Annotated in this window: 11 protein-coding genes; 3 read left to right on the forward strand and 8 right to left on the reverse strand. The window is 45.8% G+C overall.

Features of this window, described 5'->3' with window-relative positions:
- Positions 1-787: 787 nt before the first annotated feature.
- Positions 788-1,546, forward strand: a complete 759-nt coding sequence (locus AC2VDX_RS10280; RefSeq protein WP_378178402.1) for a 4'-phosphopantetheinyl transferase family protein — start codon at positions 788-790, stop codon at positions 1,544-1,546.
- 55 nt (positions 1,547-1,601) lie between these two features.
- Here AC2VDX_RS10280 and AC2VDX_RS10285 read toward each other — a convergent pair whose 3' ends face one another.
- The 6 genes from AC2VDX_RS10285 to AC2VDX_RS10310 all read right to left on the reverse strand — a co-directional run bounded on the left by AC2VDX_RS10285 (position 1,602) and on the right by AC2VDX_RS10310 (position 5,923).
- Positions 1,602-2,576 carry a cysteine synthase A gene (locus tag AC2VDX_RS10285; protein WP_378178399.1) on the reverse strand — a complete coding sequence of 325 codons (975 nt, stop codon included), beginning with the start codon at positions 2,574-2,576 and terminating at the stop codon, positions 1,602-1,604.
- 64 nt (positions 2,577-2,640) lie between these two features.
- Positions 2,641-3,225, reverse strand: coding sequence for a Uma2 family endonuclease (locus tag AC2VDX_RS10290; protein ID WP_378178396.1), 585 nt, complete (start codon positions 3,223-3,225; stop codon positions 2,641-2,643).
- 46 nt (positions 3,226-3,271) lie between these two features.
- On the reverse strand, positions 3,272-3,856 hold the full coding sequence (locus tag AC2VDX_RS10295) for a Uma2 family endonuclease (protein ID WP_378178393.1): 585 nt from the start codon (positions 3,854-3,856) through the stop codon (positions 3,272-3,274).
- Between the two features lie 46 nt (positions 3,857-3,902).
- Positions 3,903-4,487 carry a Uma2 family endonuclease gene (locus AC2VDX_RS10300; protein ID WP_378178390.1) on the reverse strand — a complete coding sequence of 195 codons (585 nt, stop codon included), beginning with the start codon at positions 4,485-4,487 and terminating at the stop codon, positions 3,903-3,905.
- A 49-nt stretch (positions 4,488-4,536) separates the two neighbouring features.
- Positions 4,537-5,121, reverse strand: coding sequence for a Uma2 family endonuclease (locus AC2VDX_RS10305; RefSeq protein WP_378178387.1), 585 nt, complete (start codon positions 5,119-5,121; stop codon positions 4,537-4,539).
- Positions 5,122-5,284: 163 nt separating this feature from the next.
- Complete coding sequence (locus tag AC2VDX_RS10310) at positions 5,285-5,923, reverse strand: peroxiredoxin (protein WP_378178384.1); 639 nt, start codon at positions 5,921-5,923, stop codon at positions 5,285-5,287.
- A 239-nt stretch (positions 5,924-6,162) separates the two neighbouring features.
- On the opposite strand from AC2VDX_RS10310, the gene psbU reads away from it, so the two are divergent.
- Together psbU and nadB are read left to right on the forward strand one after the other, a co-directional pair.
- Positions 6,163-6,597 (forward strand): photosystem II complex extrinsic protein PsbU, encoded by a 435-nt coding sequence (gene psbU, locus AC2VDX_RS10315; protein WP_378178381.1) that lies wholly within the window; start codon positions 6,163-6,165, stop codon positions 6,595-6,597.
- A 225-nt stretch (positions 6,598-6,822) separates the two neighbouring features.
- Complete coding sequence (gene nadB / locus AC2VDX_RS10320) at positions 6,823-8,598, forward strand: L-aspartate oxidase (RefSeq protein ID WP_378178378.1); 1,776 nt, start codon at positions 6,823-6,825, stop codon at positions 8,596-8,598.
- Between the two features lie 33 nt (positions 8,599-8,631).
- On the opposite strand, the gene AC2VDX_RS10325 is transcribed toward nadB, so the two are convergent.
- Positions 8,632-8,961, reverse strand: coding sequence for a hypothetical protein (locus AC2VDX_RS10325; protein WP_378178375.1), 330 nt, complete (start codon positions 8,959-8,961; stop codon positions 8,632-8,634).
- Positions 8,962-9,615: 654 nt separating this feature from the next.
- On the reverse strand, positions 9,616-11,772 hold the full coding sequence (locus AC2VDX_RS10330) for a CHASE2 domain-containing protein (RefSeq protein ID WP_378178372.1): 2,157 nt from the start codon (positions 11,770-11,772) through the stop codon (positions 9,616-9,618).
- Positions 11,773-11,946 lie beyond the last annotated feature (174 nt).

Genomic DNA, 11,946 nt, shown 5'->3' on the forward strand with positions numbered 1-11,946 from the left:
ATAATTCACATTTATTGCTGGGATTCAATCATTTAATTGCAGCAATGAATCAATTTAAACCTGGTTATGCTTCTGGATAATTTAGCTTATTTACTACTTGCTTATCCCGGAAAGTGACAGAAGAGGGTTATAGCTTGTCAGATGGCAAAAAGAGCTGAACCCCTTTACTGGTAAGGAGCCGAAAGCCTATGCTGAGGTAACTTTCTGAAATCTATATTCAGCCAATTTTTTGACTACGCCTTGTATTAGCTATAAGCGATATATAAATTTTTTATATATTTGTCAAGATTTATAACAAATTTGCGACAAAGTGTATTTTTGTTTACAAAAAATAGAGACGGCTATACTTACTCAGAGTAGCTAGTTTTTTCAAAGGATAAGGGATAGGTTACTTCTCGACAAATCTACCCGTAGCGTCCTTGGCGTATCGCTTACCTCCGCACCACAAGCAAGGAGAAATACCCGGTGAAGGCAAGCAGTGCCAATCTAAGCGCTCTGGTGCGTTCTGATGCGTGAAAGTATAATGCAGAGGGCGCAGTCGGAGAGCCAGACTTCTTTAGCAGCTTTAGCAGCTTTAGCAGCGCGAATCGCGTCTCCTAGAAAAGAAAGAGAGTTAAGCAAACTGTATTGGATCGAGTCCGAGAAAATGCTTAAGAGTTCTTGTCAGCTTGTTCGGTTTCAGTGTTGATGGCACGCTGAGACAGAAGCTTTCCTTCAGTAATTCTCCGGACTCAAAATGGCGCAGCGTTGGAGTTGGATCGCAGGCTTAGATTGATGGCTCAGACTGATGACTGATATTGATTGTGTGTGGCTTCCTCCACCAACCGACTTAGTGCTATCGAGCAATGATGTCCATATCTGGCGTGCTTCCCTCGACCAATCGGCATTTCACGTTCAGCATCTGCAACAAATACTTTCTGAAGATGAGCAAGTAAGAGCCGAGCGTTTCTACTTTGAGCGGGATCGGAAGCGTTTCATCGTCGGGCGGAGTCTGCTCAGGACAATTCTGGGTTACTACTTAGAAATCAATCCAGTCGAGGTGCAATTTTGCTATGGCTCCCGTGGCAAGCCAGCGCTGGCGGCAACACACGGAGAAAGTAGCCTTCGTTTTAATTTATCTCACTCTCAGGATATCTGCCTGTATGCAATAACACGCGATCGCCAGATCGGTGTCGATGTTGAATATATTCGTTCTGTTGCCGAAGTTGAAGCGATCGCTAAACGATTCTTTTCGGCGCGAGAAAATGCCGTTTTGCGTGCCTTACCTGCTTCTCAGAAGCAGGAAGCATTTTTAAACGCTTGGACTCGCAAAGAAGCTTATCTAAAAGCAATTGGAGAAGGACTGGCTCGACCTCTGGATCAAATTGAGGTAACGCTGGCTCCAGGGGAACCAGCGATGCTGCTGAGCATTGAAGGCGATCGCATAGAAAGCGATCGCTGGTCACTCCAGGAACTGAAACCGGAACTCGACTACGTAGCCGCTCTTGCTGTGGAAGGAACTGGCACTTGCACCAGATGCTGGCAATGGTTAGATAAAAACTACTAAGTGCTGAGGGTAGGTAGTCGGTGAAAATTCTCACCGCCTCCCCTCTGCTGCCTTTCTAATCTGGTGAAAGTCCCTTCGATGCCAGCCATTCCCGATTAAACAGCCGCGACTGATAACGAGCGCCGCTATCGCAGAGGATGGTCACAATCGTATGACCTGGCCCCATCTGCTTAGCGAGTTCTACTGCTGCTCCCACATTAATTCCTGTGGAGCCACCCAGAAACAGTCCTTCCTCTCTCAGCAGTCTGTAGACAACCCGCACAGCTTCAGTGTCATCAATTTGGATAGCATCGTCTATGGGTACGCCTTCCATGTTGGCGGTGACGCGGCTATTGCCAATCCCTTCTGTAATTGAGCTGCCCTCACTCTTCGTTTCACCCGTCTTGATATAACTGTAGAGGGCGCTACCCATCGGGTCTGCTAAGACGGTTTTAACAGCAGGATTTTTTTCTTTCAGGTACATCGCTACACCAGCTAAGGTGCCGCCAGTCCCCGTGGCTGTAACCCAAGCATCAACTTTACCGTCCGTTTGTTCCCAGATTTCTTTAGCGGTAGTTTCATAATGCGCTTGTCGATTCGCTAAGTTATCAAATTGATTCGCCCAAATCGCGTTTTCCATCTCAGACGCAATTTTGCCGGAGAGCCTCACATAGTTGTTGGGGTTGCTGTAAGGTACGGCTGGAACGGGACGGACTTCTGCGCCAAGCGTCCTCAAAGCATCCATCTTTTCTTGGGACTGGGTATCTGGGATGATAATCAGGCATTTGTAGCCCTTGGCGTTGCAAATATGAGCTAAACCGATGCCGGTGTTCCCAGCGGTTCCCTCAACGACTGTACCGCCAGGTTTGAGCAAGCCTTTTTTTTCGGCATCTTCAATAATGTAAAGTGCAGCGCGGTCTTTCACAGAACCGCCTGGATTGAGAAATTCTGCTTTTCCCAGGATTTCACAACCTGTTTCATCGCTGAAGTTGTTTAAGCGGATTAGCGGCGTGTTGCCAACTGTTTCTACAAAACCCTTTTTGATATCCATACTGAAATTACCTAAGTTCTTCCTTATAAAAATTTTGGCTTATCGCGGTAGTAGGACTCGACTCTTACCAAACTTTACTCATATTGAGGACAAATCCAGGTAAAACGCGATCGCCACTTACAGTTGCGGGATTGTCTAGACATTCCACTTCTTGACCGGGACGATAAATATAGACTTGGAGGTTTTTCCGGTCAATTAGCCAACCTAGCTGAAATCCTGCCTCACTCGCGTATTCGAGCATTTTGTCCTTCAAAGGCTTTAAGTTGTCCGAAGCTGACCTAAGTTCAATCACAAAATCCGGGCAAATGGGGGCAAACTTTTGTTGTTGTTCTGGCGATAATGTATTCCAGCGTTCCAGTTTCATCCAAGAAGCATCAGGCGACCTTTCTGCACCCGTTGATAGAATAAACCCCGTGCTGGAACTAAAAGTTATACCTGTGCCATCTTGTTCTGACCATACCCATAGCTGCCCAAATAAATTACCTTCTCTGTTTCCTGTTTCTGAGCCTGTGGGGGGCATAATTGATATTTCTCCAAATTGATTACGCTCAATGCGTAAGTCGCGGTTAATCTGACAGAACTCAAAAAACTGCTCGTCTGTCATTTGAAATTCTGGTGGCATCCGCAAAACAATCGGAGATGACAGCATAATTTATTTCCTCAATTTTTTTACAAGCGATCGCCTGCATCGACTCTTACCAAACTTTACTCATATTGAGGACAAATCCAGGTAAAACGCGATCGCCACTTACAGTTGCGGGATTCTCTAAACATTCCACTTCTTGACCGGGACGATAAATATAGACTTGGCGGTTTTTTCGGTCAATCAGCCAGCCTAGTTGTACTCCATCTTCCTTCATGTATTCGAGCATTTTTTCCTTCAAAGGCTGAAGATTATCAGAAGGCGACCTAAGTTCCACTACAAAATCTGGACAGATGGGAGCAAATTTTTCCTGTTGTTCTGGAGACAGAGCATTCCATCTTTCAAGTTTCATCCACGAAGCATCCGGCGACCTTTCTGCACCTGTTGATAGCTTAAATCCCGTGCTGGAGTCAAAACAAATACCCGTTCCGTCTTGCTTTGCCCAAATATATAGCTCTCCGAATATACTACCGCTACGATTGCCTGTTGTTCCGCCTGTGGGGGGCATAATTGATATTTCTCCAAATTGATTACGCTCAATGCTTAAGTCACTGTTGATTTGACAGAACTCAAAAAACTGCTCCTCTGTCATTTGAAATTCTGATGGCATCCGCAAAACAATCGGAGATGACAGCATAATTTATTTCCTCACTTTTTTTACACGCGATCGCCTGCATCGACTCTTACCAAACTTTACTCATATTGAGGACAAATCCAGGTAAAACGCGATCGCCACTTACAGTTGCGGGATTGTCTAGACATTCCACTTCTTGACCGGGACGATAAATATAAACTTGGCGGTTTTTCCGGTCAATCAGCCAACCTAGCTGGAATCCTGCCTCGCTCCTGTATTCGAGCATTTTTTCTTGCAAAGGCTTTAAATTATCGCTAGGTGACATCAGTTCAATCACAAAATCTGGGCAAATGGGGGCAAATTTTTGTTGTTGTTCTGGCGATAATGTATTCCAGCGTTCCAGTTTCATCCACGCAGCATCAGGCGACCTTTCTGCACCTGTTGATAGCTTAAATCCGGCGCTGGAATCAAAACAGATACCCGTTTTATCTTGCTCTGCCCAAATTCCTAGCTGCAAAGCTATATTAAAGTTGCGGTTTCCAGTTTCTGAGCCTGTGGGGGGCATAATTGATATTTCTCCAAATTGATTACGCTCAATGCGTAAGTCGCGGTTAATCTGACAGAACTCAAAAAACTGCTCCTCTGTCATTTGAAATTCTGATGGCATCCGCAAAACAATCGGAGATGACAGCATAATTTATTTCCTCACTTTTTTTACACCCAGCGATCGCCTGCATCGACTCTTACCAAACTTTACTCATATTGAGGACAAATCCAGGTAAAACGCGATCGCCACTTACAGTTGCGGGATTGTCTAGACATTCCACTTCTTGACCGGGACGATAAATATAAACTTGGCGGTTTTTCCGGTCAATCAGCCAACCTAGCTGGAATCCTGCCTCGCTCCTGTATTCGAGCATTTTTTCTTGCAAAGGCTTTAAATTATCGCTAGGTGACATCAGTTCAATCACAAAATCTGGGCAAATGGGGGCAAATTTTTGTTGTTGTTCTGGCGATAATGTATTCCATCTTTCTAGTTTCATCCACGAAGCATCCGGCGACCTTTCTGCACCCGTTGATAGAATAAATCCCGTGCTTGAAGAAAAGGCAATGCCAGTTCCGTCTTCATCTGCCCAATTCATCAACTGCTGGATGATTCTGGCATCTCGGTTTCCTGTTTCTGAACCAGTAGGGGGCATAATTGATATTTCTCCAGTTTTATTACGTTCAATGTGTAAGTCACGATTAACTTGACACAACTCAAAAAACTGCTCGTCTGTCATTAGCATTGATGGCGGAATTCGCACAACTAGGGGAGAAGAAAGCATTCTGGATTTCCTCGATCGGTTAGAGTGGCAATACCTACCTACTACAAAATTTTACTGTTGGCTCACCCAAACTCATGAAAATAGCCTGACGGATGATTAGCGTTCAACCCATCAGGCTATGGTTAATTGTCTAGTGAGCGATCGCTCACTTACCCACTCAAAACTATTTGTCCGGTTGGGGAGTCATCCGCAGGTAAGGCTTGATTTCGGTGTACCCCTTAGGGAATTTCTCTTTTAACACTTCCGGATCTTTAAGTGAAGGAACGATTACACAATCGTCTCCCTCTTTCCAGTTAACTGGAGTGGCTACGCTGTAGTTATCCGTCAGTTGCAGCGAATCAATTACCCGCAGCAATTCATCGAAGTTACGTCCGGTGCTGGGGGGGTAGGTGAAGGTGAGACGCAGTTTCTTCTTGGGATCGATGACAAAGACCGATCTTACCGTGACGGTGTTGGCGGCGTTGGGGTGGATCATATCGTAAAGATCAGAAACCTTCTTATCCGGATCTGCCAGAATGGGGTAGTTAAGACCAACATTCTGAGTTTCTTCGATATCACCAACCCAGCCTTTGTGGGAATTAACATCATCGACGCTGAGGGCGATCGCCTTAACGTTGCGCTTGTCAAATTCTGGCTTGAGACGGGCGACTTCGCCAAGTTCTGTGGTGCAAACGGGCGTGAAGTCTGCGGGGTGAGAAAATAGCACTACCCAGCTATCGCCAGCCCACTCATAAAAGTTGATTTTGCCGTCTGTAGAATCCTGAGTGAAGTCGGGTACCTGGTCGCCTAATCTAAGAACCATATACGATTTCCTGTGAACTACCTTGAGGAACAATCTTCTATCTTGCCACAAAACCCCAGTTTCCCGGTCGGAGTTTAGCTCTTTATTAAGATTTGGGCAAAATAGCCAACTTCCAATTGTTCCATCGAGGTGGAGTGGGTACCTAGAGGTAATAAGATGAGAGGATAGAAAACAAAAATTAAACTAATAGTTGAGGACATGGTACCCTCAATCATGCTGTGTCAGGAGGATTTAAGTTTATGAAACCATTGGTTCGTCTGCTGACAGTGTTGGCTATGTTGGTGAGCTGCTTGGGATGGATGGGGCTGCCCAAAAGCGCTATTGCAGCCGATTTGACGGGTGTGGCACTGCACTCTTCATCAGTGTTGGCAGCAGTCGAGGCACCCCTGCGGAATCGGGCGGACGATAAGCTAGCCACCGAGTTTGGGAAAAAGATTGACTTGAACAATACCAACGTGCGAGCGTTTCGGCAATATCCAGGGCTATACCCCACTCTGGCTAGCAAAGTTGTCGATAATGCACCTTACAAGAAGGTAGAAGATGTCCTGGAAATTCCAGGGCTGAGTGACAGCCAAAAAGAACGGCTCCAAGCTAACCTGGATAAATTCACGGTGACGGAAATAGAATCAAGCTTCGTGGAAGGTGGCGATCGCTATAACAACGGCTACTACTAAAGTGCTGATTGCTATAGCCCTTTGAGCATAAACTTAGCGATTGGCTAATCGTGCTGAGTCGTGACTATCAAGGAAAAGATTCCGCAAGTCGGGTGAGCTAAACTCACCGTACACTCAGAATCTAGACCATAAAAATAACATTCGCCCCTAACGACTCGTTTTCATCACCCACTCCTCAATGGAGTGGGTTATTTATTATGAGTGGAAGTATTAAGGAACTTATCGTTGAACCCTATAAGCTTAGAATCTTTACCCCAGCAGGAAATACCCATCCAGTTTGATGTCTTGGTAGTAGGCGCTGGTGCAGCAGGACTTTATGCAGCGCTTTGTTTGCCAGACTCGTATCAAGTTGGTTTGATTACAAAAGATACTCTGCCCCTTTCTGCCAGCGACTGGGCACAAGGCGGCATCGCGGCAGCAATCGACCCGGCAGACTCGCCTTCGCTGCACGTTGAGGATACAATGCGGGCAGGCGCGGGTTTGTGTAACCAAGAAGCCGTACAGTTTCTTGTAGAGGAAGCACCCCGCTGCATTGATTCGCTAGTGGATATGGGCGTCGCCTTTGACCGCAAAGGAACCCATCTAGCTTTGACCTTAGAGGCGGCTCATTCTCGTCCCCGCGTGCTTCATGCTGCCGATACAACTGGTCGAGCAATGGTTAGTACCTTAACCGAACAAGTGCTGCGCCGCCAGAATATCCAGGTTATCTCCAAAGCATTTGCGCTGAGTCTGTGGCTCAATTCTGAAACTGGCGAGTGCCAGGGAATTTGCCTGGTTTACCAAAATCAGATTAGCTGGGTAAGGGCGGGTGCGGTGGTGCTGGCGACAGGTGGCGGCGGTCAAGTATTTGCTCAAACGACAAATCCATCGGTAAGTACGGGAGATGGGGTAGCGATCGCGTGGCGTGCCGGGGCTATCCTGCGAGACTTAGAATTTGTCCAATTTCACCCTACAGCCCTCACCAAGCCGGGTGCGCCTCGTTTTTTGATTAGCGAAGCAGTCCGGGGGGAAGGCGCTCATCTGGTCGATTCCCAAGGACGACGATTTGCCTTTGATTACCATCCAGCCGGTGAACTTGCACCTAGAGATGTGGTCAGTCGGGCGATTTTCAGTCACTTACAGCAAATCGCTGCCGACGAAATAGCTACAGGTCACGTTTTCTTGGATTTGCGCCCAATTCCAGAAGAACAGATTCGCCACCGTTTCCCTAACATTATCCAGGTGTGTCAGCGGTGGGGAATTGATGTCTTTCACGAACCCGTTCCGGTTGCGCCAGCTGCCCATTACTGGATGGGAGGCATCGCCAGCGATCTGATGAATCGCACCTCGATTCCCGGTTTATATGCGATTGGGGAAACAGCCAGTACTGGCGTTCACGGTGCCAATCGTCTCGCCAGTAATTCGCTGCTGGAATGTTTGGTGTTTGGTGCCCAACTGGCTTATTTAGAAAGCAGCCAGAAGGAAGAAGGAAAGACTCGAAAGGATGAAGCAGGAAAGCTGAAGGATGAAAAAACCAAGGAAAAAGGGGAGAGTGGGAGAATGGGAGAAATTTCCCCTTTGACTCCCTCTCATCCCTCATCCTTCATCTGTCATCCTATAGAGCGAGACAAAATTGAAGCTTTACGGCAAGAGTTACCGCGCTTAGTGTGGCAAAGTGCTGGAATTTGTCGATCGCAAGTGGTTTTAGAGAATGCGATCGCTCAAATCGAAGTTTGGCAACAAGAATTTGCTGCCCTGTCTCTGAGTCAGTACCTGATGAATTTAATCCCCGGTCAGAGTGCTAGTTTCGACTTAACCGATGCCGACCAGCAACTGCGAACTTGGGGAGAAACTCACAACTTACTAGATGTAGCGTATCTGATTCTCAAAAGTGCTGCTTTTCGCACAGAAAGTCGAGGCGGACACTACCGAACTGACTTCCCTCAAACCTCGCCAAGCTGGCAAGTCCACACCTTAGTTCAACAAAACCATTGGTGGAAATCTCCACCACTGCAAAACTAAACAGCTCATTTAACCTTTTTACCTTTACCTGGTTCAGCGCGTTCCCGCACCCGTTCCATCACCACCGGGGGGACCGTTATCTTTCGGTTGAAATGCTTTCGCTTCCCCACCAGACTTTAGTAAATTATGGGTCTTAGTAGCGCTCCAGAAGCTGTTAGACAGGCTGTTGTTGGCAAGATTGGGGGCGATTCTGGCAGACACCATCTGGGGGCTGAACAGTTGCAATCCAATCAGTAAAGTTGCTGTTCCTGTGAGTCGAAAGTAATTACTCATAACACCCGTTACAGTTCCTAGACTTTTGGGAATGCCACTTTTGGGAGTGCCAGTATTATCAGTATATCCACTGAAAACCTCAGTAACCACTACCTTTATCAAATCTTTTTCTTTACATTCTCTTCATAAAAACTTGAGCTTATACAAAGATTATGTAAAGTTATAATTTGCAAAAGTACGCATAACAAGGGTTATTGAAGTTGTTCCAGCGATTTTCCGGGAATATCAGGCGCTTCTGGGTAGTGGTCAACTAAACGTTTATTTTCAAGTTTAGTGTTCCGTATTTTCAACGATACACCTGGCAATCAATCCAGAAATTTCTAACAAACTTAATATTTTCTACGTTGGTAGTTTCGATAAGAGCATTATCAAATCAAAAATAATTAAGCCTCTGTCTTGGGGATTAATTATCAAATTTTAAGCAAAGCTTTCAAGACAGAATGGTGTTATACCATTTCACTTTTGTCAGGTTACATATCAGATCCCCCCAGCCTCCCTTTTTAAGAGGGGCAATAGATGTATCCGTTGCAGGCATAAAGTGAAATGGTATTATAAAAGCTGCAAAACCCGATCTTGCTTCTATAAATGCCTGCTATATATCTTCGGGAAGCAAGAATAGAGAACTGTCAATCCTTAGTTCTTACTTATTCATTATTAGTTAGTAGCAACAGGCTAAAAACTGATGAGTAATTCCAATTTTATTGATTAATAGCGATCAAATAGCTCATCAAAAGAAAAATAGTATCAGAAGAACTCAAATCGATTCCGACCTTGTTCTTTAGCACGGTACATAGCAGAGTCGGCATTTTTAATTAAGGTATCCACGGTATTGCCATTAAAAGGGTAGGTGCTAATACCAATACTGACAGTTACAACGACAGTATGTCCGTTGAGGACGAAAGCCTGAGATAGGGTTGACAAAATCTTTTCTGCTACTCTGGCAGCATCTTGCACTCTAGTAATTGCGGGTAAAATTACTGTAAATTCGTCACCACCCAAACGCGAGACGGTATCGCTGCCGCGCAAGCAACCCGTGAGTCGTTGAGCAACCATCCGCAACAGCAAGTCGCCCATGTCATGTCCGAGTGTGTCATTAACCTGCTTAAAGCCATCCAGATCAAGAAACAAAAGAGCAAACAACTGATTATTACTACTACCCCATTCTAGAGATTGAATCATGCGTTCATAGAATTGTTTGCGGTTAGGTAGACCAGTCAGCGGATCGTGATAAGCCAGATGACGCATTTGGTCTTCTGAAAGCTTTAATTCGGCGTTAGAACGGATTAACTCTGCCGCCGTTTGCTTCAGCTCTTCTTCTATCCGCTTGCGTTCAGTGATGTCTCGGATGACCCCAACTAAAAAGATATTACCGGCAGCATCTTTGTGGAGCGATCGCTTGGTGGCGATTAGGTGAGTTGTGCCAAAGATATCCGTAAATTCTTCTTCATTTTCTTGCTCTTCACCACCTTGGAACACTTGCTCATTGTGCTGCCAAAAAACCTCAGCCTCATGTTTAGGAAAAAAATCATAAGCAGACTTTTCCAGTAAAGTTTCTAAAGGATAGCCAATAAATTTACAATATGCCTGATTTAAAATAATCCAACGATGTTCTTTGTCTTTGACAAAAATTGGATCGGGGATGGTATTAATCACCTTCTGCAAAAACTCTTTAGAGCGGTTTAACTCCTCCTCCAAATAAGCCAGATGACTCACGATCGCGATCGCAGATCCTACAAGCCCCAGGAGTGGAGGAATCAGTGGTATCCACCAACCGACGAGAAGGGCGAGGTAGGAAATACCGAACAACCCAGCCCCAGCCAATAGAATACTTAGACCAGACTTTCTAGGGAGACGCAATCGCCAACTGATATAGGCACCTATCCACGACCAAACCAAAATCCACAAGGATTCCACTAAATCGGGCCAGATGTTGATTAAGGGGCGTCCGTCTAGGGCGGCGCTCAGGATTGCACTGGTAAAATTGGCTTGGAGTTCGACACCTGAAATCCTTTGTGCGCCTTGCTTGAGACGGCTGCTGTAAGGGGTGTAGAAAAAATCCTGAAGGCTGGGTGCGGTTGAACCAATCAAAACAATGCGATCGCGCAGAAGGCTGGGTTGTACGCGATTTGCCAGAACATCTATCATTGAAACCATCTGAAAGCTATTGGGTTGCTTAAAGTTGGCTAATATTTGATAACCCTTGGCATCAGCCGCCACATAAGCGCCATCATTTGACCTGAAGGTTGGAAAGATGCCCTTCCCTAGCTGTAGATAATCGGGGTTCACCCGCGACGGAGTCGGAGTAATTCCTTTTTCCTTCAAATAAATCAACGCCAACTGGAGCGCAAAACTTGTATGTAGTTTATTATCTACGTGTGCATATAAAAAGCTCCGGCGCACCTTACCATCAGCATCAACGACCACATTATTAAAACCAACTTGCTTGAGACGGTTTAATACTGAGGATGGTGGGACGCTCAAGCTTTTCTCCGGTTTCAGTAGTTCAATCCCGATCAAGTTAGGGATAGTTTGACCAGCTTTGATGAATTCTGCATGACCGGGTGGTACGGGTAGATCGCGATAAATATCCAAACCAATCACCCGTGGCTCGAAGGCATTTAATTTTTGGACTAGAGTTGCCATGACCCCATCAGGAATGGGCCATTGTCCCACCTGCTGTAAGTCTTTTTCATTAATCTCGACAATTACCACGCGCTCGTCTATTGGTTCTGGAGGACGCAAACGAAACAACTGGTCTAAGGCTACCAACTCCCAAGACTGAAACAGCCCAGCCATCCGCAGGATAATGATGCAGCTTGCAACAGCTGACGAAGCGATCGGGACTCTGCGCTCTTGTTGAAGCCATTGCTTCAATCTTGCCCATAGACTTTTTTTCAGCATCGACCTGGTTGCAGGATTATGCAAACAATTTTGTTGTATACACCATCGCAGGGCTATTTCATTCTAAAGATTGACTTCAAGTGGTTCAAGCTGAACCCACAACGACGCTGAGCTTGAGCCATGTTGTCAAAGCCTAAATCACGATACAGGTTGAGAGCTAGATTGCGGGCGACT

This window comes from Coleofasciculus sp. H7-1 (assembly GCF_057473865.1).

Coding starts and splice junctions, on each gene's coding strand:
- AC2VDX_RS10280 (WP_378178402.1), top strand. CDS start 788: ATGACTGATATTGATTGTGTGTGGCTTCCTCCACCAACCGACTTAGTG.
- AC2VDX_RS10285 (WP_378178399.1), bottom strand. CDS start 2,576: ATGGATATCAAAAAGGGTTTTGTAGAAACAGTTGGCAACACGCCGCTA.
- AC2VDX_RS10290 (WP_378178396.1), bottom strand. CDS start 3,225: ATGCTGTCATCTCCGATTGTTTTGCGGATGCCACCAGAATTTCAAATG.
- AC2VDX_RS10295 (WP_378178393.1), bottom strand. CDS start 3,856: ATGCTGTCATCTCCGATTGTTTTGCGGATGCCATCAGAATTTCAAATG.
- AC2VDX_RS10300 (WP_378178390.1), bottom strand. CDS start 4,487: ATGCTGTCATCTCCGATTGTTTTGCGGATGCCATCAGAATTTCAAATG.
- AC2VDX_RS10305 (WP_378178387.1), bottom strand. CDS start 5,121: ATGCTTTCTTCTCCCCTAGTTGTGCGAATTCCGCCATCAATGCTAATG.
- AC2VDX_RS10310 (WP_378178384.1), bottom strand. CDS start 5,923: ATGGTTCTTAGATTAGGCGACCAGGTACCCGACTTCACTCAGGATTCT.
- psbU (WP_378178381.1), top strand. CDS start 6,163: ATGAAACCATTGGTTCGTCTGCTGACAGTGTTGGCTATGTTGGTGAGC.
- AC2VDX_RS10330 (WP_378178372.1), bottom strand. CDS start 11,772: ATGCTGAAAAAAAGTCTATGGGCAAGATTGAAGCAATGGCTTCAACAA.